Here is a 26,939-nt window from a genome sequence, read left to right as displayed (position 1 = left end):
GGACGATTAGATAAGTAGACCGCTGATCGACTGCCATTGCGTAGTGGATCAGCAGTCGTTCAGACCTTTTAAAAGGGGAGAAGACATTATGACGGGTAAGAAATTGGGTCGACTACTCGTGGGGCTGTTGACGTTGGTGCTGGCGTTTTTATTGGGTAGTTTGGTAAAGCCGGTGCGTGCCGAAGCTGTGGTAGAGATGCATAAGCCCAGTGCGGATATCGTTGATGCTGCAGGATTTTATCTTAGTTCAGGGTATACGCTTCAACCGCAGGATCAATATACCTACGTCGGGCATACGAAAACGTTAGTTACTAGTTTTGGGCGTAATATGTTCTTTAAACCGCTGCTAGTTCATGCCGATTCGCGGCAGTGGTATCAATCCACTGATGAAGGGGTAACTTGGACGAAAGTGAGTGGGGCAACGGACTTTTCGCTGGCAGTTACGCCTCAGAGTGCGGGAAAAGTTTATTATCAATTAGATGAACAATATAATCCGCTTACGATAGTTTTGCCACCAGATTATTACTCCCAAGTTGCCGCAGTTACTACGGTGGCTTCAGCCATTAAGGCCACAGCGTTGAACGTCTCAACTGATGATGACTATCTATATAATAATCAGAGTAATGCTACCACTACCTATGTTCATGGCAGTCCGACGCCAGCTGATGCGACGGGGGACATTACTTGGACGAGTAGTGACACGAGCTTAGCCACCGTTGATGCCAAAACGGGCTTGGTTACGGCTAACACGAATGGACAGTCTGGCAATGTTACAATTACGGGGTCCATCAAGAATAGTGATGGGTCGACACAGTCGGGGACGGTCACCATCAAGATTGGTGGTGGACTGGACAGTCAAACGGTCAAGAGCGGTGGAACGGCTAAATTCTCAGTTCAAGGGAACTTTGGCCAAGCCCCATCCTCAGTTGTGTGGCACAAGGTGAGTGCTAGCGGTACTGATAAGACGGTTTCGACCGGTAACAGTTTGTCCTACACAACGCCGGCGACCGTTGCCGGGGATGATGGATCGAAATACTACGCCGTTTTGACGATAAAGAACAGTGATGGATCAGAGACGGTGACGACCAATAAGGCCGCACTTAACGTAATTGTTGATCATACACCCAATGTCACAATCACCAGTCAGATGACTGACGAGACTGATAATACAGGCAATACGGATACGACGCTAAATAACGTTGTGTCTGGAGATAACGTAAAAATCACGGGGACGATTCAAGATAAAAATGTGGATTCTAAGCTAAAGTCTGGGACGTTTTTGATTATGTTACCGGATAACGTGCAAAATACCCATGTCATTATCGACGGTAAGAACGAGGTTTATGCCCCAACATCGGTGGACGGAAAAATGTATCTGGTTGTGGCTTCGCCTACTGATTTTAGCAGTGTGCAGACGCATACGTACGAGGTTGATTTTCAATCAATTGAACCGGGCAATGTCTTGACGAAAACCACTGTCCAACTTCAAGGGTATCAGACGGATGAGGCGAGCGGTACGCCAATTGATACTTATCAGGGACCAGACTTAACAATTAACGAAACGGATGGCCAACTTAAGGCAACGGCGGCCGGGGAAGTTACCTTTGGCACATTGTCATACGCCAATATCAATCAGGAGATTGAGGGTCAAGTTGAAGGTGGCGGAAACCTGCTTGACGTAACAGATGATCGCCGAACGAAGGGCGGAGCAACCATTACATTGCGGCAAGCAACGCCATTTACCAATTCAGAAGGGACGCATACATTGGATGCGACGCTTAGCTTTGTCAACGGCAAGCTAGTCAGGCAGTTGACGGATACCAACCAAGCTGTACTGAATAGTGGTAACGGGATAAAAGTGGGCTCTCTGGGAGCTAATTCAGGTCAGAAATTAGAATTAGATCTCGCCAGCCAAGCCATCTACCCAGGCAACTACACGTCCACACTGGACTGGACGATTACCTCAGCCCCTTAAATGAATCAGTGACTTTCCAAAGAGTTTGGGTTTAAAGCCGCCCAAGCTCTTTTTGTACACCAATTTTAAATGTTCGCTGTCTGTTGTCTCCCCTTTTATGTTTCCAACCGTTTCGGTCCATTGGCGTTTTTCAACCACGATGCGCAGTCACTAGGTGCATTCTGCGCGGGGGTACGGTAAAATTGACTCATCGCATATCGAAAAAAGAGGTGTTACTAGTGACAAGTGAAGAAAAAAAGCTGCTGTCTGATTTTCAGGCCTCGGCCGCGTATCGTGACTTTAGCGCTTTTCCCGACGAGTTGGTCATGCAAACGTTGGTATTCTACCTGTCAGAGATTAGCAGTAGTAACAAAGATTTTCATGAGTGGACGACCCATACTGTGTTACTGGCTTTAAAGCAGTTCGCGGCGGACGCTACTCAGCCGGACATGCCTAACGCTGATGACTTTTTGTATTTTAGTTATGCTGTGATTAAGAGTTTCCTACAGTATCTAGTTGGGACTGGTACCACCAAGATTCAGGAACAGGACTTAACCGAGTCGCTGGACCAGTTTGAAAAGGGGCATCAGTTGTCCGCAGGCCAGTTAGAAAACGACGACCCAGCGCCCGTGCCCACCCGTGACGTGAGTGATCCGGATCTGCCAGAGTGGCGTGCATACAGGGCTGATAGCATTCAGCGGTATACGGCCAAATGGGTCGCGGCTTATGTGAGAAGTCCAGGTTGGCGACGAGACCGTAACGCGGATCTCACCCAAGATACGTTAGAATTAGCCGTTGAACAGTTAAGTGAACAGGCCTACGACACGTATCGCAAGACGCCCAAGAGCTGGACGAAGAAGGTCTTGTCTAGCATCTTGTGTGGTTATTTTGTCTCGAACCTAGACTTGACCGCAGCTGAGCTGGGCGCCGTTATTCCAGTCATCGGCCACGTCATGCGCTTTGCGGCTGAGCAGGGCTGGTTGAATGCCAAGAAAGCCGAAAATTATCAGCGTTACTTGAACGCGATTGCGCCTAAAGCCGTTGCCCAGGCCCAGGATCCCAACAATTTTGGCCCGGCCAAACAAGCAATCATCCAAATGCGGACGGAAGGTGTCGATACGACCGATGAAGCCGCAATCCAAGCGTTCATGGACCAGGTCAATGCCCAAGGGGGGCTGAACAGCGCCTACGAAGGGGGAGCACGTCTGCCGGACGGAAGGGATCTAACGGCCGCAGAATTTCAAGCCCTGCTAGATGATGACGATCGGTTGCTTGCGGTTGCGGTTAAATTTGACCCGGATCCGCAAGCAGACTACTTAACCAGGATGCACGTCACCAAGGTGGGTGACCGTCATTGGCACCAAGCAGATGCCCAGGATGCGCACAAGTTGAGTCTGCTCTTCGGCCTGCGGTTATGGCTGTTACGGGACCGGTACCCGTTAGAAGGGGAGTCGTGGCAGCTGGCGTTTAAGGTAATGGATGCTTTGACGCAACTCGCTGATATGTTGTACAGCCAACAGCTGGTCATGCTGGACGAGTGTCCGCCAGTTATTTGGGAGGACTTTGCGCAGTGGATTCGGCAAGCTGGCCTTGAGCCGCAGCAGTTGCTGGCCTTGTTGACGGCGTTAATACACATGCTGGTCGATGATCACTATCTCCCTGCCGAAGAGGGCAAACGCATTATCGCGGTCCTCCACCCAGCCAACCACCAGCAGGGCAATGTTATTTCGATGAAGGCAGCGCGCAAGAAGAAACGTCAGTAAGTTTGGAGGAATCAACCAATCATGAAACACATCGTAGCGGGAATCGTTGCCCACGTAGATGCCGGCAAGACCACGCTATCGGAGGCGTTATTGTACCAATCCGGCGCGGTGCGGCAACTGGGACGCGTCGACAACGGGGATGCCTTCTTGGACCCCGACGACTTAGAAAAACAACGCGGCATCACCATCTTCTCCCATCAGGCCAGCCTGACTTATGATGACCTGCAGTTGACCTTGCTGGACACCCCGGGCCACGTGGACTTTGCCTCGCAAACGGAACAGGTTCTCAGCGTCTTGGACTATGCCATTTTGGTGGTCTCGGCCACCGATGGTATTCAGGGCTACACCCGCACGCTGTGGCGCTTGCTCGACCACTACCAGGTGCCCACGGTCATCTTCGTGAATAAAATGGATGCCGTGACGGCCGACCAGGATCGCGTGTTGGCCCAGCTACAGGCAACCTTTTCACCTGGCTGTATCGCCTTTGACAGGCCCAACTTGTCTGCGGACGCCACGGAAAACGTGGCCATGCAAGACGATGACGTGTTGGCCGCTTACCTGGATGCCGGGGAGTTGGCTGACGACACGGTTCGGGAATTGATTCAGCGCCGTCAGGTCTTTCCGTGCTTCTTTGGGGCAGCCTTGAAATTAGACGGTGTTGATGGCTTTTTGTCTGGATTGTCCAAATGGACCCAAGAAAAGCGCTATCCCGCCGAATTTGGTGCCAAGGTCTTTAAGATCTCTCACGATCAGGACGAACGCCTGACTTGGATTCGTCTGACCGGGGGTGTCCTGGCCAATAAGGACGTCATTTTGGGCGAGCAAAAGGTCAATCAGTTGCGGGTGTACAATGGATCCAAGTTCACGATTCAGCCGCAAGTCGTGGCCGGTGAGGTCTGTGCCATTCCGAACCTGACGGCTACCCATCCGGGACAAGGCTTAGGCCAACAGGCCGCGGGACGTACGCCGGAGATCCAACCGGTCTTGACCTACACGGTGGATCCCGGTGACAACGACCTGCATCACTGTTTGACGGTCCTGCAGGAACTCGAAGATGAAGATCCGCAGCTGCACGTGACCTGGTCCCAACAACTCCAGGAGATTCGCGTCCAGATCATGGGCAGCGTACAACTGGAGATCTTACAACAGCTGTTGCGCGACCGGTTCAACCTGACGATTGGCTTTGGCGCCGGGAGCATCCTTTACAAGGAGACCATCGCCCAGCCGGTGGAGGGCGTTGGGCATTTCGAACCGCTGCGGCACTACGCGGAGGTCCATTTACTACTGGAACCCACGCCGCGGGGCAGCGGGCTGACGTTTGCCGCCGACTGCTCGTTAGAGATCTTGGGGAAAAATTGGCAACACCAAGTCCTCACCAATCTGCGTGCTAAGGAACAGCTGGGCGTTTTGGTCGGGGCACCTCTGACCGACGTGAAGATCACGCTGGTCACCGGGCGCGCCAGCATCGTTCACTCGGTCGGCGGCGACTTTCGCGAGGCCACTTGGCGAGCGGTCCGGCAAGGCCTGATGATGTTACGGGCCAAACAAGCCTGTCAGCTGCTGGAACCGTGGTATCAGTTCCGCTTGGAAATTGGCCAAGACCAGGTTGGCCGGGCCATGAACGATATCCAGCGGATGCACGGGCAATTTGACACGCCCGATGGCACAACCAGCACGGCTGGCATGGTCGTCTTGACGGGGACGGCGCCGGTCGCTGAGATGCAAGCCTACGCCCAAGCGGTGCAGGCTTACACCCACGGCAAGGGCCAACTGGAATGTCTGGTCGACGGTTACCGGCCGTGTCACAATCAGGATGACATTGTGGCCGAACAGGACTACGCCCCCGTGGCGGATCTACCAAACACGCCGGATTCCGTGTTCTGTGCGCATGGTGCCGGCTATCCCGTGCCATGGGACGAGGTGCCGGCCATGGCGCACGTCGATTATGCCTATTCACCCGCGGCGTTGCGGGCGTTGGATCAATGAGCGTGGACCAGCTGGTGGCCAGACAACGCAAATAAATGACTACAGTAAGATGGCGTGAAACTAGGCGAGAATCCGCAGTAATGCGGGATGCTTACCTAGTTTTTAATTTTTTTACGGATGAGCGTGGAACACTGTCATGGCGTGGGGTCGACTAGGTGACACCTGGAAAAAGCAGCGACGCGTATCGCGCGTGATGAGGAAGGATTCTATCTGCTCCCAAACGTCTTTTGCATAGTTAGTTTATCTAACAGTTAGTTAAGCTACGCCAAACTTCATCAGCCGTCGATTCAGTTAGTCCGTCTAACTGTATTCCTGCCGAACTCTCTGGTAAACTAAGGGCGAGGTGATTTCAATGGCAACGGAAGATAGTCAGGCCATCAGCACGCGGATTCGGGAGATTTTTCTCGCCGAACAGCGGCAAATTGCGGCCACATTGGCCGATGACGCGGCAGTAACGCCGCAGCAGGCAGTCGTGTTACAGCTGATCGATGAGCGCCCGGGGCTGATTCAACGCGATATCGTGGACGTTTTGCAGCGGCGGGCGGCTACGGTCTCGGCCTTTTTAAAGAAATTGGAGACGGCGGGATACATCGTGCGGCGGGTGTCCACCGACAATACCCGCAACAAGCAATTGTATTTGACCGTGAGTGGTCAACGGGTCGTCGCCGCCTTTGAACGGGCGCGCGCCGACGTTTACCAGCAGTTGACCGTGGAACTGAACACCATTCAGCAGCGTGAGTTGTTGGCGCTGCTAACGGCGGCCCAGCGCGGATTGGAGGGGTAGTATGCAAGTTCACGACGGATTCATGCCGTTTCGCCAGTACCAAACGTATTACCGGGTCGTCGGGGATTTGACGGCTGGACCAACGCCCTTACTCCTGTTACACGGCGGACCGGGGTCGACCCACAACTATTTTGAAGTGTTCGACCAACTGGCGGCACAAACGGGGCGACCGGTCGTCATGTATGATCAGTTGGGTTGTGGTCGCTCGAGTATGCCCGACGACGCCAGCCTGTGGCGCGCAGACACCTGGGTGGCGGAACTAACGGCGTTGCGTCACTATTTGGGGCTAAAACGCGTGCATTTACTGGGGCAATCCTGGGGTGGCATGCTGGCCATCATTTACCTGTGTGACCACCACCCGGCCGGCATTCAGAGCCTGATTCTAGCCAGCACACTATCGTCGGCGGCCCTGTGGCGGCAAGAACAGCACCGGCTGATCAAATTCATGGCGCCGGCCGACCAAACCGCTATCGCCCAGGCCGAAGCCAGCGGCGATTTTACCGCGCCGGCCTACCTGGCAGCCAATGAGCGCTACATGCTGGCGCACGCGGCGGGACCAATCACAGCGGATTCGCCCGAATTCTTGCGCCGCCCCAAGCGGGCAGGTACGGCCGCGTACAACGTGGCGTGGGGGCCCAACGAGTACGTTCCCACGGGCACGCTCAGCGACTATGATTACACGGCCAAATTAGCGCGGGTGACGACGCCCACGTTGGTGACCAGCGGCACCAATGACCTATGCACACCGCTAGTCGCCAAGACCATGGTCGATGCCTTGCCCCACGCGACCTGGACGTTGTTTGCCCACAGTCGTCACATGGCGTTTATCGACGAGACACCGGCGTATTTCGCACGCTTAACGGCGTGGTTGGCGGCACAAGATTAGGCAAAGGAAAAGGCCCCCGGCACCGTCCAAACGACGGCATCGGGGGCCAGTTTTGTGTTTACTTAATCTTCGTTGACAACGCCCATTTTACGAAGGCTGGGAATCGTGAGCATGACCGTGAAGCTGATGATGTAGAGTACGGACAGGAAGCCCATGACCACGGTCAGCGTGTAGTGGTCCATCAAAAAACCGATGGCCACGGAGGAGAATCCGCCGATGGCCCGCCCAACATTGACAATCACGTTGTTGGCCGTTGAGCGAATCTCGGTCGGGTAGAGGCGGCTGATGACCGCGCCGTATCCGCCGAACATCCCGTTAGAGAAGAAACCGATGATGGCGCCGGCCAGTACTAAAGTCAGTTGGTTGAAGGCCAGAGTGATACTGAAGACGGCGATGGCCGAGGCAATCAGGAAGATGCCAAATGCGCGTCGCGGCCCGAAGTAATCCAGGATGCTCCCAAAGGTCATCATGCCAATGCTCATGCCGACGATCGTCGCAATCATCCAGACCGAGGACCCGGAAACCGTCAGGCCCAGTTTTTGTTGCATGATGGCTGGCAACCAGTTCATCAGCCCAAAGTAACCGGCGATTTGAACGATGACCATGATCATCAGTGCCACCGTTTGGTAGGCCAGCTTGGGCGTCTTGAACAGGGCACGAATCTGGACCGGCTTTTGTTGGTCGCGGGGTGCTTGCTTGGCGGCCAAGAATTCATCGCTTTCGTGCAGGTGCCGCCGGATGAAGTAGGTCAGAGCCACTGGGACCAGGCCCAAGACGAACAGGGCTTTCCAGCCCAGCGCGGGGATGATAAATGCTGCAGCCACGGCGGCCAGGATGGCGCCAATTTGACCGCCAATCGCGGCCACCGAGGTCATTTTGCCAATCTTGTCACGCGAGAAGCTTTCAGCAATCAGCGTGATGCCCACGCCGTATTCCCCACCGGCGCCGACGCCAGCCAGAAACCGGAAGACGTAGATCCAGGTGATATTGCTGGCGAACCCCATGGCCGCCGTTGCGAAGGCGAAAATGAAGATGGTGTGCGAGAAGGTGCGGACGCGGCCGAAGCGGTCGGCCAAGATGCCAAACAAAACGCCCCCCACGAGCATCCCCAGGTTGGTGATCGATGAGATCAGACCGGCCTGGGCTCCGCTGATGTGCAGATCGGCGATGATTGAGGAGAGGGCGAATGATAAGAACATGACGTCCATATTCTCCAGGGCGAATCCCGCCGAAGTCGAAGCAATCGTCCATTTCTGGTGCGTGTTAAGCGCGTGGTCTTGCGTGGTGGTTTCCATTATTCAGTTCCTCCAAAATGAATGTTCACGGACATTCGTTATTTTTGCCGGCAAACCGGACGTTGGGCATATTATGCCATGGACGTCAGTGAAAAGCAACCGTTAATCCGGATATTAAATTAATTATACGGGTTCTTAGATTTGTCAATCATTAGGAAAATTAACTATTTTGGCGAACAAAGACGGTGTGCCTTTATTTTTCTAGGTAAATCGTCTAACCTGAAACTTGAGGTTGACGCGGACCTGGATTTTCGCTAAACTCAATAGCAACTAAACCTTTAACTTAGCCCTGTGAGACTAAAAAGTTGGACGGTAAAACCCGCAGTAGACCGATTTGCGGGCGAAATCCGGCTAGCCCACCACAGGCGCTAGCCGGATTTTTTTTAGAGAAAGGACCCTTCACATGCGCCCAGTAATTGTGGCTTTAGACTTCGAAAATCAACAGGTCGTCACCGACTTTTTAGCGCAATTTCCCGCTACGGACCAGCCAATGGTCAAGGTGGGGATGGAACTCTTTTACGCGACCGGTCCCAGCATTTTACGAACATTACGGCAACGGGGACTCCAGATTTTCTTAGACCTGAAGTTGTATGATATTCCCCACACCGTCGAGCGGGCTATGCGCCAACTGGGGCGGCAAGGCGTCGCGATGGTGACCATCCATGCGGCCGGGGGCGCGGCGATGATTGCGGCGGCCCGTCGCGGATTGAATCAGGGGAGCCAAGAGGCAGGGGTGGCGCCGGCAAAGCTACTGGCCATTACCCAACTGACCTCGACGACGGAAGCGCAGATGCAAGCCGAACAATTGGTCGCTGCCGACCTCCCCACGAGTGTGCGGCATTTGGCCCAGCTGGCCCAGGCCAACGGTGCGGACGGCGTCATTGCCTCAGCTTTAGAGGATCCGGTGATTCATGCGGCGACCGCTCCGGAATTTCTATGTATCAATCCGGGGATCCGGCTGGCCACGGATGCGGCCGATGACCAGCAACGGGTCGTTACGCCCGCCCAGGCCGCACGTCTAGGGAGCGATGGCATCGTTGTCGGGCGGTCGATCACGCAAGCCGCCGATGCGGTTGCGGCGTATCATCAGGTAATAGCAGAATGGGAGGCAGGAAAATGATGACGATTACGGATAAAATTGCAGCGGACCTCTTGCACATTGGCGCGGTCAGTCTGGCACCCCAGGACCCCTTCTTGTGGGCGAGTGGCATGCAGGCGCCCATTTACACGGACAATCGGCAAACGATTGCCTATCCGCGCGTACGAGCGGCCATTGCCGACGGGTTAGCCGCACTGATTGAAGACCACTATCCCAGTGCAACCGTGATTGGCGGGGTCGCCACCGCGGGAATTCCGCACGCGGCGCTGGTCGCCGACCGGCTGGACCTCCCCATGAATTACGTCCGGGCCAAACCCAAGGACCACGGGCAGGGCAAGCAGATTGAGGGCCAATTATCAGCGGCAGATCAGGTGGTCTTGATCGATGACCTCATTTCGACTGGCGGCAGTGTGTTAGCCGCCGCCCAGGCCGTTCAGGCGGCGGGGGCCACCGTATTGGGCGTCGTCGCCATCTTTTCGTACGAACTGCCCGACAGCGTCGTCAACTTTCGCCAAGCTGGCCTGACCTTGACGCCGCTGACCACCTACAGCACTCTAATTGCGGTAGCGCGAGCCGAAGGCGACATGTCCGCGGCAGAGTTTGCCTCCTTACAACAGTGGCGGGCAGATCCGTGGCACTGGCCGCGGCGGTAGTGTTTCACGTGGAACAAGATAATGACGGTCACCTGCTCGACAAAGCGGTTCGGTGAGGAAAGGCATTATTGCAAATTTAATAGCAGATACCAAAAGAGTAGACTCGGTCCAATGACCAAATCAACTCTTTTTTCATGATTAATTGTTCAAAAATCGTTGTATTTACGCCGCCGTTTTCAGCAGTTTCAACGGATCTTGCCAGGAGTGTGCCGCTGGATTTTGCCAATCGTTTTGGGCGCTGACCCAACTCTTGTGGTTGGTGATGCCCAAATGCAAATGACCACTGGCCTGCGTTGCGATGACTTGGCCGGTCTTGACGGTATCGCCCACGTGGACGGTGTGAGTCTGTTTGCCCATCGCAAATTCCTGGTAGATGATTTCGTCGCCCGCGGCGGTCTTGGTGACCACGACGTCCTTGCCCAGGCCCAGCGGATAGGCGTCGGTCACGCCCCGCTTCATGGGATTGCCCACGAAGATGACCTTGCCGGCGTGGATGGCGTGAATCTTGCTGCCAACGCCCGCGTTGAAGTCAACGCCGTCGTGCCAAGGAGAATCTGCCAGGTCACGTTTGCCAAAGGTTGACGTCACGTAGCGGCCACCGGTGTAGGGCCAGCCCCATTCGGTGGTGGACTCGGATTGCGTCGCGGGTTGTTGGGCCGTTGCCAAGCTGGTTAATTTTGGCTTGGCGGGAGTGTTTTTTTCCACGTGGAAGTATTGATAAACGCGCTTGGGCTGGTCCGTGGCCAGATCGGTGGGCGTGTTGGCGATGGTTAAGGTCTCTGCCTTGGCCGTCGTCTTGGTGGTCCAAGATGCCAGCAGCAGGACTGCGCCCAAGACGACCAGTGCGGCCGTGCTCAGGAGCAAGTGGCGATTGAGCCGATGATTTAAGTGGGGGAGTTGGTGTAGCGTCGACATTGTTTTGGAACCTACCTTTTAACAGTGATAAGAAAGATTGTACCAGTGATTAGCCGACTAAGTGTTAAGAAATTGTGAATTTTTCCCGCGACGGGCGCAATTCATCCAAAAAAGTTGTGGGCCAAATGCTGTGATACCGGCGCTTGCGGCGGTTTCTGACAAAAAAGCCACGCCGAAGAAAAAATTTCTCCGGCGTGGCTTTAAACGTTTAAATTCGGCTAGATTTCTTCCACATCCATTGCCGACAAGTGGCCGTGCCGGCGCGCGTAGAAGAGCACGCTGAGTAAGGAGAAGGCGGCCACGATGCCTCCGAGGACGGCGATTTCTGGCAAGGCGGAATTGCCGATCATCAGCGTTTCACGCAGCCCGGCCACCGAGTAGCTCATTGGCAGCCACGGGTGTAGGGCCTGGAAGAAGCCGTTGGTCATTTGCAGCGGGTAAGTTCCGGCAGAGCCGCCAAGCTGGAGCACCAAGAGCACCATACTGAAGAAGGCGCCGGGCTTGCCGAGCACGAGGTTGAGCCAGTAGACGATGCTCATGAAGGCGCCGCCAGTCATCAGCAGTGTCAGGAAGGTTGCCCACGGGTGGATCGGCGCCAGTCCGTCGATGGCCGCCAAAAGGCCGGTCATGAACAGGGCTTCGCCCAAGACGAAGGCGCACATGATGGACGCCTTGCCCAGCCACCACCGCCAGCCACTGCGCGGATACTTGCGGGGCGTGTACATATCAAACATCAGGTTAAACGCCAGCGCACCCACGAAGAGGGACACGGACATCATGTACGGGGCCATCCCCGTGCCGTTGTCCGGGGCGTCATCGTGATCAGTGTGACTGGTAGTCGCGGGTTTGGCAAATTGCCGGTAGGTCAGCTGGGACGGGTGGACGGCCGCCTGGTGCCCGGCTTGATTCAAGGATTGTGCGAGGTGGGCGTTGCCAGCTTGTACGGTCGTGGCCCCATTGGCGGCCTGATGGGCTCCGGTAGCCAATTGCGAAGCGCCACTCGTGACCTGTGTGCTCCCGGATGTGGCACTTTGCGTGGCCGCCGTGAGTTGCGGACCCGTCGTGGCCAGAGTCGTCAGTCCGGCATTGAGTGTGGTGGCCCCAGTGGCCAATTGACCGACACCCTGGGTCAGCTGCGGCGCCCGTTCATTCAGCGTGGCCAGGCCATTGGCTAAGGTGGTCGCCCCGGTATTCAGCGCGGTGCTCTTGGCGGTCAATTGGTGCGCTCCCGCGGCGAGTTGCGTGCTCCTGGCGGCCAACTGGCCGGTCCCAGCGGTCAATTGGGTCCCGCTCGTGGCTAGCCGTTGCGTGCCGTTGACCAGGGTGGTGGCGCCGGTAGCCAGTTGTCCGGCGCCAGTATTGAGGGCGGGGGCTTGAGTGTTTAGCGTGTGCAGGCCTGTGGTCAGGGTGGTTAACGCCTGATTGGTCTGTTTCAGCCCACTGGTCAGGCTTTGAGCATTGGTGGTGAGGGTCGTTAGCCCTTGTCCCAGTTGCGTTTGGGCGCTAGCGGCTTGGGTCAACCCGGTCTGTAGCGTTTTGGCGGCATTGGCCCCGGTCGTCAGCGCGCTGAGGTCGCTGTTAAGGTGCTTGGCGGCGGTTTGGACGGCCGTGAGGGTGCTGGTAGTCGTGGTGGCGCTAACGGCCTTTAACATGGCGGCCTTTTGACTGGCGGTCAGGTCTTGGGCGTCGGCGGCCGCGGCGACCTTGCTTTGCAGCTTGGTGGTGTCATCGGCGCTGGCCAGGGCCGTCAATGCCGTCTGCAGGCTGGTCGCGTCTTGCTTGAGCGCCTGGGTGCTGGCGGTGCTGGTGGCCAGCTGACTAGCGGCCTGTTTCATCGTTGCCTGTTGGGCCTGCGACGTTTTCACGCCGGCCTGGAGCTTTTGGAGGCCTTGGGTTAAAGCGGCACTGCCAGTCGTGAGCTTGCCGAAGTTTTGGGTGAGCGTTTGACTACCCGTGGCCAGTTGGTTCACGCCACTAGTGAGTTGTTGGGTGCCGGCATGTAAGGTGGTCAACTGGGTCGCGAGCTGTTGGGCGCCTTCATTAGCACTGGTGACGCCGTTGACGTAGCGGTGGGTACTAGTGTCAACGGTTTGGCTGCCACTGGACAACCGGGTCGCGGCGGTGTTGAGCTGACCAGCGCCGGCCGTATAGGCACTCACGCCACTGGCGAGCTGGTGACTGCCGGTGGCCAGTTGATTGAGACCGGCGATAAGTTGGTGCGACTGACTCAGCAGGCGGTCCAATCCGGTGGTCAGCTGCTGGCTACCGGTTTGCGCTTGCTGAACGCCGTTGACGTATTGGCTGAGCTTTTGGGAAATGGTGCGCTCACCGTTGGTTAATTTCACGGTGCTGGTCGCCAGGGTCGTGAGGCCCCGCGCAATCTTCTGGTCGGCCGCCGTCAGTTGCTGGCTACCGGTAGCGAGCTTTTGACTGCCGCGACCGGCCGTATTCAGACCGCTCCCTAACCGCTTGATGTCCGTAAATAGGGTGTGCGCGTAGGTACGCGTGACCTGGTCGCCGACGGCCGTGGCCGCTGATTGGGCGGCCGAAGCGGTCATCTTCGAGGCGGTGTAGTTGTGCCCGGCGCTGGTTTGGTAGTGCAGAACCATTTGGTGCGGGTCTTTGGCCATCAGCGTCGTGGCGTTGTGCGAAAAGTTCTGCGGGATCGTCACGACCATATAGTACTTGCCGTTGGTGAGACCGCGGTGGGCGGCGGCTGCGCTAGTCGTGGTGAAATGTAGCGCGCTGGAGTGGGTCAAATTGTGGGTGAGGTCTTGTCCGGCTGTCAGGTGCTTTCCCTGATAGGTGACCGGGCGATCTTGGTTGACGACCGCGACGGGTAAGTCTGCGAGCTTGCCGTACGGGTCCCACATGGATTTTAAAAAAGTCACGGCGTAGATGGATGGAATCAACATGACTACCACCAACACCACCAATAATAGTTTGTGTTTTAACAAATAGCGCCATTCTGCACGGATCATCGGCGACGCCCCCCTAACTCTTGTGGTATTCTATGGGCAAAGGATCTGCCTCATTTGTGGGTAAAGCATACGCAGGGAGTGGCCAAGCGTCCACAACAGATATTGGCACTTTGAGGATTAAACCTCACTTTCGCCACATCTGGGGTTTAACGGGAGGGATTAGATGACGGATAGACGAGTTGTCCGAACGAACCAGGCACTGCGCGCGGCCTTCAGAAAGCTGGCCCAGCAGTATCCGTACCACGACATCACGGTCCAGCAGCTGACCGATGAGGCCAATATCAATCGTAAGACATTTTACTTACATTTTGACTCGATCGATGACCTGGCGGAAAGTTTCACTACAGAAATCGCCGACCAGCTCTTGACGCTGTTGCTCCAAGCGCCAGCCGACCACGAACCGTTGGAACATCCCGGCATCTGGGCGCAACGGCTGGGGGAGTTCTTCGACGAGGCACCGGCCTTTTACACGTTCATCCTGACGTCAGATGACTATAGTTTCCTATCGCGACGGGTTAAAAATCGCGTGGCTGAAGGAATGGCCGCGGATTTTCAGCGCGATTACCAGCTGAGCGCTACTGATGCCCAAATCGGCGTGAACTTCCTGATCGACAGCACAATGACGCTGTTTCGCTTGTACATCACGAAGCAGATCGACCTATCCAAGCCGGCCTTTCGCCAACGCTTGGTGGCGTTGAATTTGTCGGGGATGCAGGGGTTGTTGGCGTTAACAAAGCAAAACTGAAGGTTGCAAGTAAAATTAACGCGTCGATTGCCGTAACGACGGTGTTCTGACACCTAAATTGGTGAAACCAGGCGCCTGCGTCAGCCAGGGTTCCGCCTGCTCTGGGGAACACCTCCAGCCTGAGGAGCGGTCTTCCGGTTCGCTTGAAAGCCTGGCAAAAATCGCCAGTCTCTCAAGTCGTCCCGCGCTGTAGGCTGAGAAAGGACCTCAGCCAACACCGCCGACACAGCTGGCTCCACCCTGGCTGCCTCCGGCAAGGTTGACGGTTATCAGTAACACTGTGTTAATTAAAGGCTAGTTGCCACTGTAGTTACTATCTGGAGTTAAGACGACTGTTACTGACATGCACTCGCATCATGTGGCTGTAAACGACTATTTTTGACGCCATAAATCGTGTGCTAACAGTAGTTCCAGCTGATTTTTGTCTTTCAGCCTTCAAAGCAAAAGTAAAACTCACTAGCGACTCTCGGCGGAGGGGGCTAGTGAGTTTTTTGATTGTCATTTTTGATAAACAAACACCAATTTCCGCGCGGTCGACCGCTCCGGCGCAAAGGCCCAGTCGGGGTGGTCGAAGGCCTGGATCTCCGCCGGGTCGCTGGCCTGGTGTTCGGCCAAAAAGCGGACCATTTCGCCGCGGGCCATCTTGGCGAGGGTGGCCTTGGTCTTGAGTTTGCCATCCACCAAACTGGCAAAGACCACGGTGATCAGTGGTTGGTCGGGCTGCAGGTAAGGCGTGATGGCCTTGGCGTATTCCTGCGAGGCCAGATTGATGATGGGCTCTGATTTAAGGGTCAACACACGATACAACCGGTCGCCCCAGAAATCGTACAAGCTGCGAGTTCCCGCCACGTTGAGCTTAGATTGCATTTCCAAGCGGTAGGGTACGACGCCGTCAAAGGGCCGCAAGATGCCGTAAAAGCCCGACAGGATGCGTAAATTGGCCCGCACGTAAGCCAAGGCCGGCGCGGTGAACAGGTCCGGGGCCATGTACTGGTACTGAATGCCGGAGAAGGCCAGCAACGCCGGAGTGAGCTGGTGGGTCAAGTCGAGCCGTTGCAGCCAGTCGAAGTTGGGCCGCGCCAGCTTGTCGCTACAGTGCCACAACGCCTTGGCCGCCGGATAATCCAGTTGCCGCAGGGCCGCAAGAAGCTGTTGCGTTTGGGCTAAGTATTGGGGGAGCGCGTCGACGCCAAACGTGTCGGGATCGACGACCATCTTCTTGGCGGGCGCAATGATGATTTTCACGAGGGGGCCTTCTTTTCAAGATAAATTTGTAAATAAAAACAGCCTCGCGTTCTACTCGAGACTGCTGTGGTGAGGTGCGGCGACCTTCGGAATGCTTGCGCACCGATCGCGTACCCCCACCGTGGTTTGGCACCACGAGTAGTATCGCACGTGGTGGCGGTGGCGTCAAGTTAAAGTTCGTGGGCTATTCGCTGACGACGGCAATGCCTGAGCTGGTGCCCAGCCGCGTGGCCCCGGCGGCTAGCATGGCTTCGGCTTCTGCCTTAGTGTGGACGCCGCCGGACGCCTTGACTTGGATGCGGTCACCGACGGCTTGCTTCATCAAAATCACGTCATGGACGCTGGCGCCGCGGGTGGAAAAACCAGTGGAGGTCTTGACGAATTCTGCGCCGGCGTCGACCACGAGTTCAGATGCCCGGGTGATTTCGGCATCGCTCAACAGGGCTGTTTCGATGATGACTTTGGCCAATTTGTCATGGTCGTGAGCCGTTTGAATAACCGCTTTCAAATCACTGGTCACGGTGGCAAAATGGCCACTCTTGAATTCACCGATGTTCATGACCACGTCGATCTCGTCGACCCCATCGTGGATGGCTTGTTTCGTCTCGGCAACCTTGATGGCCGTGGTGTTGGCCCCCAAAGGAAAGCCGATGACCGTGTCGGTGTTCACGTCGGTATCAGCCAATTGTTGATGGGCGTAGGCGACCCAGTAAGGGTTGAGCATGACAGAGCGAAAATGGTGTTCCTTAGCTTCACGAATGATGCGGTCGATGTCGGCTTGCGTGGCTTCTGGGGCCAGTAAGGTGTGGTCGATGGTGCGATTTAATGTGGTCATGTGAGTTCCTCTTTTCAATGTTAAGTTATTTACCCACTTAATTTAACACGTATTTTTACAAATGTAAAGTAATAAAAATAACAAATGTAAAGTGTGGTAGAATAGGTTAACGACAAAAATTATTCAGACGAAGGAGGGAAACCCATGGCATTAACCAAGAAACAGATCGAACGAATCTTGGCTGTCAGCCGGTATTACTATCAAGATGACCTGAGCCAACAAGAGATCGCCCGCAAGATGGACCTGTCGCGGCCCACGGTGTCCAAATCACTCCAGTTAGCGCGCGATAACCACATCGTGACCATCAACATTCACGACCCGTTTGAAGATACCGGGGTCATGCGCGAGCAGTTGCGGACCAAGTATCAGCTGAAAGACGTCGTGATCGCCGAACAGGCCAACTACGATGAGCAGGGGATTTTGGAACAGTTGGGAGCCGTCACCGCCGATTACCTCGATGAGATCGTCACGGACGGCGTGACCATTGGCATCAACTGGGGGCGGACCATGGAGGCCGTGGCCAATCACCTGCATGCCAGTCACAACCGCAACGTCCGGTTGGTCCAGCTCAAGGGAAGCGTGACCAATTCTAGCGAAGATAACTTTTCGGCCGACATCACCCAGAAATTCAACCGGGCCTTTCACACGCAGGCGAGTCTCTTACCGCTGCCCATCGTGTTCAGCGACGCACGGATCAAGCAACTGGCCATGACCGACCAATTCATCAAGCAGGTCGTGGCGCAGGGGGATGCCGCCGACATTGCGCTGTACACGGTCGGCACGACGCGGCCCACGGCGATGTTGTTTCAGTCGGGCTATCTGGATGACCAGCAGATTCACCAGCTCCAGACCGATGCGGTGGGTGACGTCTTGTCCCACTACATCACGGCGACCGGAGCCTTGGCCGCACCAGACCTAGACCAACGCACGGTGTCGATTCCACTCGAGCGGCTGAGCAAGAAGCGTTACGCTATTTTAGTGGCGGGCGGTCAGGCCAAATTGCAGCCAATCCACGCGGCGCTCGTGGGCCATCACGCCAACGTGTTGATCGTGGACCAGGCGGTGGCTAAGGCGTTGTTGCGGTTGTAAATGACAGGTAAATTGTATAGTAGCATTCGCAAGGAGCTTGGGCGGTTGTCTCAAGCTTTTTTTGCGTTAGGGGTTACAAAAAATGATTGAGTTTCGTTTGTATCAGTAGCGGATAGCAAAACTCACCCACCGGCAAAATTACGCGGTGAGTGAGTTTAATTTCGATGGCGAGTGATTGGAAATGACTATTTAACAGCGAACCGCAGGACGTTCCAGGACAGTGGCTGTAGCGTCACGGCTGCTTGGTGGCCACTGGCGTTGACGGCGAGTGGTTGGAGCTGCATCTTGCCGTCACGGTTGTCGGCCTTGATGTCGTAGCCGTAGAACTGAGTGGCATCGATGACGTGGTCGACCGTGAAGTCGGTCAGATCTAAGTCGAAGTCCAGCGTATCGGTCTGGTGTTTGTTTTCGGCAAAGACCGTGAGCGTTTGGCTGGCCTCATCGTAGGTCGTGACGGTGTCTAAGTACGGAATATCCTTGAATTCCCGGGAATTGTAGGTGGCCGACTGGCTGTGATCGACCAGGACCTTGCCTTGGCCGTAGTTAGCGACCTGCATGAACGGGAAGAAGATGGACTGCTTCCACACGCCGCCGTCGGTATCGGTCATGATCGGCGCAATCACGTTGACCAGTTGGGCCAGGCAGGCAATTTTGACCCGGTCGGCGTTGCGTAACAGCGTCATTAAGAGGCTGCCGACCAGCAGGGCGTCTTCGAAGTTGTAGACGTCTTCCAGCAAATGTGGGCCGACTTGCCACGGTTCGACCTTGGTGTCGGCATCGTTGGAGTGGTACCACACGTTCCATTCGTCAAAGGACAGGTTGATGGTTTTGGTCGACCGTTTGCGCGCCTTCACGGCATCACACATGGCAACGACTCCCTTGATGAAGGCATCGAGGTCGAGGTTCTTGCCCAAGAAATTGTCCAGTTCAGTCGGGTCATCGTCGTTGTAATAGCCGTAGTAGCGGTGCAGTGACAGGTAATCGACGTTGTCGTAGCATTCGTCGAGCACGGTTTCTTCCCATTCACCAAAGGTCGGGTTGTCCATCGACGAACTGCCGCAGGCCACGAGCTCCAGCGAATCGTCGACGCGGCGCATGGCCTTGGCCGTTTCGTTGGCCAGGTGGGCGTATTCGCTGGCGGTCTTGGCGCCGATTTCCCACGGACCATCCATTTCGTTGCCTAAGCACCAGGTCTTGATGGCAAAGGGCTGTTCCGCCCCGTTTTGCCGGCGCAGGTCGCTCAGGTAGGTGCCCTTAGGGAAGTTGCAGTATTCGACCAGATCGGCGGCTTCTTGAATCCCGCGGGTCCCGAGGTTGACGGCCATGTTGGGGACCGCATTGACCTTGTCCGCCCACTTCATGAATTCGTGGAGGCCAAATTGATTGGTTTCGATTTCGCGCCAAGCCAAGTCAAGTCGTGTGGGCCGCTGGTCTTTCGGACCAATGCCGTCTTCCCAGCGATATTGTGACAGAAAATTCCCACCGGGGTAGCGAATCAGCGGCACGTTGAGTTCCTTCACGGCGTTGATCACGTCGGTCCGAAAACCATCTTCGTCCGCAGCCGGGTGTCCGGGTTGGTAAACGCCGGTGTACACCGCGCGGCCCAGTTGTTCGATGAATGAGCCGTAGATGCGCCGGTCGATCGGTGCGATGACGTCTTGTGGTTGAATCTTCGTGGAACCTTTCATGGGTATGACCTCCAAATTTAATGGTGTGGTGAGCTTTTATGATAGCGGTTACATTTGCTTGCTCACTAAATAATTACCTTTAATATAACGGAGGATAAAGTCGCTGGCCATGGGGAATTTCACTGTTCGTTTATAAATTTTGTCAGAGTTGAGGGGATGAAAAAACGCGGCCGGGTCAAGTGACTGGTCGCGTAGTGGGGCTAGCGCTTGAAAATCATGGCGCCGTAACTTTCATTGCCGGTGTAGTTGCCGGCCAGGTGGAAGACATGTTTCGGAATAATATCGAAATGTTTGTGACTGAAAATCTTAACCTTAACAAGTTCGGAGCGCTTTTTGGAGTAGTGTAAGCGGCCGTAGTAAGTGGTCTTGGTGTGTTTCTTGAGGCCGGTAAAGTGCCAGTGATAACGCAGACTGGACCCCTTGACTTTGACCGTGAAGTGGTTTCCCTTAAAGGTCGTCTTGTCATGGAAGCCGCCTTGGGCACCATCGGTCAGGCGATACCAAGTGTGGCTGCGAACGGTTTTAGGTAGGTAGGTCGTCTTGGCGCTGGCAGTGGTTGGGTTCGCAACCCCGAGGCCAGTCACCGCCAAGCCAATGGCGAGCGTCGTGTAAACAATCTTCTTCATGATGAATCCCCTTTCATAATGATAACTTTAGTATACGAGTCTGAGTGGGGGATTCAAGGGAAGTCTGCAAGGGAATTGGTGTAGTCAATGCCTGTGAATCAGTCAGCCGATTTTTTCCGGGTCTAACGAACCGACCCAGTGTTGTATAATGAAAGGGTGAGTTTTTTAGATGAGGTGAGTTTTTGAAGAAGTTAGCACCCCTATTTGTAGGGTTAGGCGCGGTAAGTTTCGGGATTCCCGCGACGCTGTTTAAGATTGCTGCCCGCGAAGGCGTGGTCAACGGACCGTTATTGTTCTGGTCGTTTCTCAGCGCTGTGATCATTCTCGGCGTGATCCATTTTGCACGCCGGCAGTGGCTGCGGTATCAGCACACCAATTGGAAGCAGATTCTGCTGGTGATTGCGGCTGGCACGGCCTCCGGATTTACCAATACCTTTTATATTCAGTCGTTGAAATTAATTCCGGTCGCCGCAGCGGCGGTCATGTTAATGCAGGCCGTTTGGTTGTCGGTCCTACTGGGATCCATCATCCATCGGCAATGGCCATCCCGGGTTCAGGTCGTCAGCATTGTCTTGGTCCTGGCCGGGACGGTCTTGGCCGCGGGCCTGTTTCCCATCACCCAGGCGTTGTCGCCGCTAGGCCTGTTCTTTAGTTTTCTAGCAGCCTGCGCGTACGCTTGTACCATGCAGTTTACGGCCAGCTTGGGGAACAATTTGGATGCCTTGAGCAAGACCTGGCTGTTGTGTATTGGGGCTTTCTTGTTGATCTCCATTGTGTGGGGGCCACAAATCGTGACGGCGCCGGTAACCGGCAACACCATCAAGTGGGGCGTGCTGATTGCGCTGTTTTCCATGGTCTTCCCCCTGGTGGCCTACTCCATCTTCATGCCTTACCTGGAGCTGGGCATCGGTCCCATCTTATCGTCGCTGGAATTGCCATCGTCCATCATCGTGGCGTTTGTCATCCTGGGCGAAACGGTCAGTTGGCCGCAGATTATCGGCGTGCTGATCATCATTGGGGCGGTCATCTTGCCCAACGTCTGGAGCATGCAACGCCGGGGACAACTTAATTAGGTTCTATGATATTTGGTGTTGATGGAGAACTCCATCGACGCCATTTTTGTATAAAAAAGAGGCATATCACCTCTGTGCTACAATCAAGTCGTCGAAACCAATTGAAAGCGAGGAAAATGATATGTCCCAAGAACAGTTTACAAGAAAACTCTTACAAATTAAAGACCAAAACATTAATAACTTCAAGGTCTTAGACGAATCACGTGATGCCTTACGTATTTACGCGGATCTTTCCTACACCCTTAGTGTTTGCCCACGGTGTGGCAAACATGAAGTCGTTAAAAAGGGTAGTGTTGCTGCCTTGTCCGGTTTCACGTGAAACACGGCTATCGTTAGGCACCGTGCCGTTTATTGGTTAAAAGTAATGTCGGTAACGTAATCAGCAGAGCCACAATTGAGATTAACAAAAAACCATTCTGAAAGGCCTGAATCTTTAAAGCTAGCACATGACTGGCCGCAAAAGCTGATAAATGTTCAGCCGTTACGTGGAACTTCCCGGCTTTTAATTGTTCCGCAAAGGTATGAATCCGTGTCGTCGCATCAGCTGTTACCACCGTTGTAATTAAGGCTGAACCAAAAGCACTCCCAATGTTTTGAATAATTCGAGAACCAATCGTGGCTGCCGGAATCTGGTCTTTCCGCATACCGGTATAAGCATCCGCCATCAGTGGCATTAAGATTCCACCGGCACCAATTCCTCTAATGAACAGGACTAACGCGATTACCCAATAGGCTGTGTGCTGATCAAACCAATAAAAGGGGAGCGTTCCCACAAAGGTAATGACGACACTCACTAAGACCACATATTTTGCACCCAAGCTATCGGTTAACTTTCCCGTTAATCCTCGTGAAATTAACATGCCAATCCCTTGTGGCAACAAGGCCAAGGCTGCCATGATTACTGACATATTTTGAATATTTTGAAAATACAGTGGCAAGAGCAGCATCGCCCCATTTAACACGGTTCCCGCCATGAATAACCCCAGACCAGAGCCATCGAAGGAACGAAATTTAAAGAGCGATAATGGCAGCACGGCTTGTTTTCCTTGATAGCTGGCCCATCCAAGATAAAATAACGCCGCAACGATTCCCGAGCCAACAAAGAGGACACTGGTGTGATTCATAAAACTACCACGGTGTGCTGCCTGAACAATACCATAAATTAAAGCACTGGAAGATAGAATCAATAATAGAATCCCCACAAAATCCATTTTAGCGGTCTTATTTTGAGCCGGATAATGGGGCATCTTCCACAGAATCAAAGCAATCGCAATCACCACAACCGGAACATTTACCCAAAAAATCCACCGCCACGATGCCACTTTTATAATGATACCGCCAATAATGGGGCCAAATAACGGTCCCAAAATCATCGGCAATCCGACCGTTGCCATCATCTGTCCCATAACGGCAGTTCCCGCCGTTTGCACTAATAGCGTTGTCAGCAGTGGCATAATAATCCCACCAGCAAATCCCTGAATGAGTCGTGCCACAATTAAAGCCTCAATACTTGGCGCTAAAGCGGACATGATTGAACCGAGACCAAATAAAATCTCACCGGCCATGAAAACATGTTTCCCATCAAACTTATTCAAAAACCAACTAGAAAACGGAACCGCCACCCCCGTTGCAAGTAAATAGCAGGTAACCGTCCATTGAACCGTAGTCACCGAACTACCAAAGCTATGAACGAGATTGTTAAGGGCGATATTCATCATCGTTGAATCCAATAATGGTGCCATGGCACCAAAAACAATGACCAAGGCTATCACAATGGTTGACTTAGGAATCTGATTTTCTTTAGACATTTTTGTTCTCCTTTTAAGAAACTTTTTGGTATCTTAATAACGCAAAGCGTATAATACACCCTAGATAGAAAAAGTCAATAAGAAACTATATAGTTTCTTAATTTGGAGGTTATCATATGACGAAAACCCGCCGTCGCGGAGCAGAACTTAATGCCGCCATTTATCAGGCCACTCGGACTATTCTAGAACAGGATGGCCTCGCACAATTAACCTTTGCCAAAGTTGCCGAAGTAGCCGGAACCAGCAAACCCGTTATCTATCGTCACTGGGATTCACCATTTACTTTGGCCTTACTGGCTATTCAGGATAAAATTAAAACTGATAATCACGGTCGTCTCGATCAGCTCACTTTAACTGGTCATAATCTAGCGACTGATCTTTTTCAAGTACTCAAACGATTTACCCTGAGCATGGACGCTTACGGCCAGGCACTTATGAACACTTGGTTTACCGGCCTAGATCATGAACAAACTGCGCAACTACAACAAATGTTAACGGCCGTCAAAGAGATTGATAGTCACGCCATCGACCATGTTTTACAACGGGCGCAGCAACGGCACGAACTCACACGGACCAATCTTCCTGATAATCTTAAATTATTACCCTTTGATTGGATTCGTTACCAACGCTTTGTCAATCAACCAATCGATGATCGCCAACTAACCGATTTCGTACAAACAGTCCTGCTCCCTAGTTATACGGCTGCTTTAACCGAATGATTACATGTGATCGGCGCAGATGATTCTATAATTAAATTAATTTGCAAGACGAGATGGATTTTACTGATTTTAATTGTTTTATCATTTAAAATCAGCTCAACTGCGCCACTTGAAAGACAATCAACGTCTAATTGTTAGAATTAGGCGAGAATGGTGTAAATTAAACCGAAAGAATGCGATCACTGTGAAGAACCGTTCTCGTTTCATCCCATATCACCCGATACTTAGTCACCATAGATGGGAAGTTCTTTTACATGACCAAAATTACCATTCAGCACCTCACATTTGGCTTCGCTGGTACAGCACCACTCTTTGAACACATCGCGCCCCTAACACTGACCCCACTGGCGACCCATTATCCGGTTTTACTCCACGTTCAAGACCTGACGTTGCAATATCCCGGCGGCCTTAATTAAATGTTTCATGTGAAACACTAGGGGGTGGGCCAAAAGGCGATTAGCCGGCGAGCATAAGGCTACTAACCGAATAATCCCGGGTTGGGATTGTTTGGTTAACAGTTTTAAACGCCGGCCGCCTTTTGGCGCACGGTTCAGCTAGGTAAAAGTGACGCGAAGGGTCTGGGAAGTTTTCCCAGGCCCTTTTTTCGTCAGGGTGAACGATTACTGAATCACGCAACTTGACTTTACATAGATAGGCATCTATATTTTATGTATAGATACTTATCTATGTATTGGGGGTGAATTTCGTGGATTATGAAGGGTATGCTCAGACGCTCAAAGCATTGGCCAATGCGAAACGACTGGAGATCGTCGACCTACTCTCGTGTGGGACGTTGTGTGCTTGTGATATTTTAGCGCATTTTTCATTCACCCAGCCAACATTGTCCCATCACATGAAGGTTCTTCAAGATGCGGGGATTGTTCGCGCTGAAAAGCGGGGGCGTTGGCAGTATTACACGTTAGTTGCGGCATTTACAACAGAATTTCCCCAGTTCGCCCAACGGCTGTTACAGCGTGATGAGAACTGTATTTGTCATGAGAAAACGCAAGCAGGTTCTGACTGTGAGGAGGTAGGTTAAGGTGAAACGGTATGATCCGTTAGATTCAGCGTTAACACACTATCTATTTTTTACGGGTAAAGGCGGTGTGGGTAAGACCACGATTGCGAGCGCAACCGCCATTAAGCTGGCAGATGAAGGTGCTCGAGTCATGCTCGTTTCGACTGATCCCGCGAGCAATTTGCAAGATGTTTTTCAGACATCATTGACCGACCAGCCGCGAGCCATCCCTGGGGTGGCCAATCTGCAAGTGGCAAATTTCAATCCCATGGCGGCAGCTAAAGCCTATCGTGAGTCGGTGGTGGCGCCGTACCGTGGCGTCTTACCAGCGGCAGCACTAGCAAATATGCAAGAACAATTATCAGGTTCTTGTACAACTGAAGTGGCCGCGTTCAATGAGTTTACGCATTTCCTGACTGATGAGACGGTGGACCAAAGCTTTGATTATATTATTTTTGATACGGCTCCCACTGGGCATACGTTAAGAATGTTGCAGCTGCCAGCGGCCTGGACCAGTTACTTGGATACGAACGTCACGGGGACTTCTTGCTTGGGACAACTGGCGGGATTAGCGGATAACCGGCAAATTTATCGGCAGGCGGTGGCAACGTTGGCGGACGGGCAAAAGACGACGATGCTGTTAGTGACCCGGCCCCAGCGGACCTCGTTATTAGAGACTGTGCGCACAGCGTCAGAACTAAACCGCTTAGGCATGACGCAGCAGAAAGTCATTGTTAATGGGGTTATCCCAGTAGCCGATGACGAGGTGACGGCGCAAATCCGGCGCCAGCAACAACAAGATCTGGCCGAGTTATTACCACGGTTGGCGGCATCCCCGCAAAGCGAAGTTTATTTACGGGCGGGGAGTACGGTCGGTATCGCCAATGTGCGACAGATTTTAGAGCCAGAAACGGTTGAACCGCACCAACAATTGCGGCAGCCAACTCCCCAATTACCAACGTTAGCGACGATTATTGCTGATTTGGACCGGCAGGACAAGCGACTGATCTTTACGATGGGGAAGGGCGGCGTGGGTAAAACCGCCACGGCAGTGCAGATTGCGCAAGGCTTAGTGGCTAGAGGAAAATCGGTGCAATTGATTACGACTGATCCGGCAGATCATTTGGGGTTATTTAAAGTGGACGCCCGGGTCCAGGTGACTCACGTTGATCAGCAGCACGTTTTACAGGACTATCAAGATCAGGTGATCCAGCAGGCGGCGCAAACGATGAGTGCGGATGATTTAGACTACGTGAAGGAAGATTTACGGTCACCGTGTACCCAAGAAGTTGCTTTATTCAGGGTGTTCGCGGATGAAATTGCCCAGACCAAGTGCGAGGTGACGGTGGTAGATACGGCGCCAACGGGACACACTTTATTGTTGTTGAACACGACTCGAGAATATGAAGCAGAAGTTAGACGAACGGTGGGCACTGTTCCGGTAGCGGTCACCGACCTACTGGCGCGATTACGTCACGCCCAAGACGTTGAAGTGGTCATGGTCACGCTGCCCGAAGCGACACCGGTTTATGAAACCGAAAGATTAAGTGCGGACCTGAATCGCGCGCAAATGCCGCATAAATGGTGGTTAATCAATGAGAGTTTGCTAGCAACAACTACGACTAGTCCGCTATTACAGGCCAAGGCGACAGCCGAGAAAAAGTGGGTAGCCAAGGTTGAGGCTGTATCGGGCGGGCACTTTGCGGTTGAAGGCTGGCAGCCGGACTTTGAAGCACAACGCTTGCGGGTTTGACAAAATTGACAACGAATTGTTTAA

23 protein-coding genes are annotated in these 26,939 nt (G+C 53.7%); 15 read left to right on the top strand and 8 right to left on the bottom strand.

The window, feature by feature from the left end; all coding sequences use genetic code 11:
* The first annotated feature begins 88 nt into the window (after positions 1 to 88).
* The 5 genes from LKH74_RS10540 to pepI all read left to right on the top strand — a co-directional run bounded on the left by LKH74_RS10540 (position 89) and on the right by pepI (position 7,373).
* Positions 89 to 1,975, top strand: coding sequence for a hypothetical protein (locus LKH74_RS10540; RefSeq protein ID WP_287788946.1), 1,887 nt, complete (start codon positions 89 to 91; stop codon positions 1,973 to 1,975).
* A gap of 218 nt (positions 1,976 to 2,193) precedes the next feature.
* Positions 2,194 to 3,717, top strand: a complete 1,524-nt coding sequence (locus LKH74_RS10535) for a hypothetical protein (protein ID WP_287788945.1) — start codon at positions 2,194 to 2,196, stop codon at positions 3,715 to 3,717.
* A gap of 21 nt (positions 3,718 to 3,738) precedes the next feature.
* The gene (locus LKH74_RS10530; protein ID WP_287788944.1) at positions 3,739 to 5,703 is read left to right on the top strand and encodes an elongation factor G; all 1,965 of its coding nucleotides are present in this window, start codon (positions 3,739 to 3,741) and stop codon (positions 5,701 to 5,703) included.
* 352 nt (positions 5,704 to 6,055) lie between these two features.
* Positions 6,056 to 6,487: a MarR family winged helix-turn-helix transcriptional regulator gene (locus tag LKH74_RS10525; RefSeq protein WP_287788943.1), complete on the top strand. Its 432-nt coding sequence runs from the start codon at positions 6,056 to 6,058 to the stop codon at positions 6,485 to 6,487.
* A 1-nt stretch (position 6,488) separates the two neighbouring features.
* The gene (gene pepI / locus LKH74_RS10520) at positions 6,489 to 7,373 is read left to right on the top strand and encodes a proline iminopeptidase (RefSeq protein ID WP_287788942.1); all 885 of its coding nucleotides are present in this window, start codon (positions 6,489 to 6,491) and stop codon (positions 7,371 to 7,373) included.
* 62 nt (positions 7,374 to 7,435) lie between these two features.
* On the opposite strand, the gene LKH74_RS10515 is transcribed toward pepI, so the two are convergent.
* Complete coding sequence (locus LKH74_RS10515) at positions 7,436 to 8,668, bottom strand: MFS transporter (protein ID WP_135368315.1); 1,233 nt, start codon at positions 8,666 to 8,668, stop codon at positions 7,436 to 7,438.
* Positions 8,669 to 9,071: 403 nt separating this feature from the next.
* On the opposite strand from LKH74_RS10515, the gene pyrF reads away from it, so the two are divergent.
* Together pyrF and pyrE are read left to right on the top strand one after the other, a co-directional pair.
* Complete coding sequence (gene pyrF / locus LKH74_RS10510; RefSeq protein WP_287788941.1) at positions 9,072 to 9,788, top strand: orotidine-5'-phosphate decarboxylase; 717 nt, start codon at positions 9,072 to 9,074, stop codon at positions 9,786 to 9,788.
* Positions 9,785 to 10,420, top strand: a complete 636-nt coding sequence (pyrE, locus tag LKH74_RS10505) for an orotate phosphoribosyltransferase (protein WP_167850180.1) — start codon at positions 9,785 to 9,787, stop codon at positions 10,418 to 10,420. The genes pyrF and pyrE overlap by 4 nt, the downstream gene beginning before the upstream one ends.
* A gap of 162 nt (positions 10,421 to 10,582) precedes the next feature.
* On the opposite strand, the gene LKH74_RS10500 is transcribed toward pyrE, so the two are convergent.
* Together LKH74_RS10500 and LKH74_RS10495 are read right to left on the bottom strand one after the other, a co-directional pair.
* Positions 10,583 to 11,335: a M23 family metallopeptidase gene (locus LKH74_RS10500; protein ID WP_287788940.1), complete on the bottom strand. Its 753-nt coding sequence runs from the start codon at positions 11,333 to 11,335 to the stop codon at positions 10,583 to 10,585.
* A gap of 218 nt (positions 11,336 to 11,553) precedes the next feature.
* Positions 11,554 to 14,316 carry a YhgE/Pip domain-containing protein gene (locus LKH74_RS10495; RefSeq protein WP_287788938.1) on the bottom strand — a complete coding sequence of 921 codons (2,763 nt, stop codon included), beginning with the start codon at positions 14,314 to 14,316 and terminating at the stop codon, positions 11,554 to 11,556.
* Between the two features lie 163 nt (positions 14,317 to 14,479).
* On the opposite strand from LKH74_RS10495, the gene LKH74_RS10490 reads away from it, so the two are divergent.
* The gene (locus LKH74_RS10490; RefSeq protein WP_287788936.1) at positions 14,480 to 15,061 is read left to right on the top strand and encodes a TetR/AcrR family transcriptional regulator; all 582 of its coding nucleotides are present in this window, start codon (positions 14,480 to 14,482) and stop codon (positions 15,059 to 15,061) included.
* 498 nt (positions 15,062 to 15,559) lie between these two features.
* On the opposite strand, the gene yaaA is transcribed toward LKH74_RS10490, so the two are convergent.
* Positions 15,560 to 16,306 carry a peroxide stress protein YaaA gene (gene yaaA / locus LKH74_RS10485; protein WP_287788935.1) on the bottom strand — a complete coding sequence of 249 codons (747 nt, stop codon included), beginning with the start codon at positions 16,304 to 16,306 and terminating at the stop codon, positions 15,560 to 15,562.
* A gap of 184 nt (positions 16,307 to 16,490) precedes the next feature.
* Positions 16,491 to 17,141 carry a deoxyribose-phosphate aldolase gene (deoC, locus tag LKH74_RS10480; RefSeq protein WP_287788934.1) on the bottom strand — a complete coding sequence of 217 codons (651 nt, stop codon included), beginning with the start codon at positions 17,139 to 17,141 and terminating at the stop codon, positions 16,491 to 16,493.
* 144 nt (positions 17,142 to 17,285) lie between these two features.
* Between deoC and LKH74_RS10475 the strand changes: the two genes are divergently transcribed.
* A complete protein-coding gene (locus LKH74_RS10475; protein WP_287788932.1) occupies positions 17,286 to 18,230 on the top strand; it encodes a sugar-binding transcriptional regulator in 945 nt (314 codons plus the stop codon).
* 185 nt (positions 18,231 to 18,415) lie between these two features.
* On the opposite strand, the gene arfA is transcribed toward LKH74_RS10475, so the two are convergent.
* Together arfA and LKH74_RS10465 are read right to left on the bottom strand one after the other, a co-directional pair.
* On the bottom strand, positions 18,416 to 19,918 hold the full coding sequence (arfA, locus tag LKH74_RS10470; RefSeq protein WP_287788930.1) for an arabinosylfuranosidase ArfA: 1,503 nt from the start codon (positions 19,916 to 19,918) through the stop codon (positions 18,416 to 18,418).
* 200 nt (positions 19,919 to 20,118) lie between these two features.
* Positions 20,119 to 20,544, bottom strand: coding sequence for a hypothetical protein (locus tag LKH74_RS10465; RefSeq protein WP_287788929.1), 426 nt, complete (start codon positions 20,542 to 20,544; stop codon positions 20,119 to 20,121).
* A gap of 182 nt (positions 20,545 to 20,726) precedes the next feature.
* Here LKH74_RS10465 and LKH74_RS10460 point away from each other — a divergent pair, with 182 nt between their 5' ends.
* Together LKH74_RS10460 and LKH74_RS10455 are read left to right on the top strand one after the other, a co-directional pair.
* The gene (locus LKH74_RS10460) at positions 20,727 to 21,617 is read left to right on the top strand and encodes an EamA family transporter (protein ID WP_135368302.1); all 891 of its coding nucleotides are present in this window, start codon (positions 20,727 to 20,729) and stop codon (positions 21,615 to 21,617) included.
* 121 nt (positions 21,618 to 21,738) lie between these two features.
* Positions 21,739 to 21,936 carry a hypothetical protein gene (locus tag LKH74_RS10455; protein ID WP_287788927.1) on the top strand — a complete coding sequence of 66 codons (198 nt, stop codon included), beginning with the start codon at positions 21,739 to 21,741 and terminating at the stop codon, positions 21,934 to 21,936.
* 13 nt (positions 21,937 to 21,949) lie between these two features.
* On the opposite strand, the gene LKH74_RS10450 is transcribed toward LKH74_RS10455, so the two are convergent.
* Positions 21,950 to 23,425 carry a DHA2 family efflux MFS transporter permease subunit gene (locus LKH74_RS10450; protein WP_287788926.1) on the bottom strand — a complete coding sequence of 492 codons (1,476 nt, stop codon included), beginning with the start codon at positions 23,423 to 23,425 and terminating at the stop codon, positions 21,950 to 21,952.
* A gap of 116 nt (positions 23,426 to 23,541) precedes the next feature.
* Between LKH74_RS10450 and LKH74_RS10445 the strand changes: the two genes are divergently transcribed.
* The 4 genes from LKH74_RS10445 (at position 23,542) to arsA (ending at position 26,915) form a co-directional block, all read left to right on the top strand.
* Entirely contained in the window at positions 23,542 to 24,144 is a 603-nt protein-coding gene (locus tag LKH74_RS10445; RefSeq protein WP_135368300.1) for a TetR/AcrR family transcriptional regulator, read from the top strand.
* A 254-nt stretch (positions 24,145 to 24,398) separates the two neighbouring features.
* The gene (locus LKH74_RS10440) at positions 24,399 to 24,560 is read left to right on the top strand and encodes a hypothetical protein (RefSeq protein ID WP_167850177.1); all 162 of its coding nucleotides are present in this window, start codon (positions 24,399 to 24,401) and stop codon (positions 24,558 to 24,560) included.
* A 290-nt stretch (positions 24,561 to 24,850) separates the two neighbouring features.
* Positions 24,851 to 25,183 carry an ArsR/SmtB family transcription factor gene (locus tag LKH74_RS10435; protein ID WP_135368299.1) on the top strand — a complete coding sequence of 111 codons (333 nt, stop codon included), beginning with the start codon at positions 24,851 to 24,853 and terminating at the stop codon, positions 25,181 to 25,183.
* A gap of 1 nt (position 25,184) precedes the next feature.
* The gene (arsA, locus tag LKH74_RS10430) at positions 25,185 to 26,915 is read left to right on the top strand and encodes an arsenical pump-driving ATPase (protein WP_287788925.1); all 1,731 of its coding nucleotides are present in this window, start codon (positions 25,185 to 25,187) and stop codon (positions 26,913 to 26,915) included.
* The last annotated feature ends 24 nt before the right edge of the window (positions 26,916 to 26,939 follow it).

The organism is Levilactobacillus sp., assembly GCF_022646225.1.
Lineage (GTDB): Bacteria > Bacillota > Bacilli > Lactobacillales > Lactobacillaceae > Levilactobacillus > Levilactobacillus suantsaiihabitans.
Note: the sequence above shows the minus strand (reverse complement) of the source record. Positions and strands in the feature narration are given on the sequence as shown.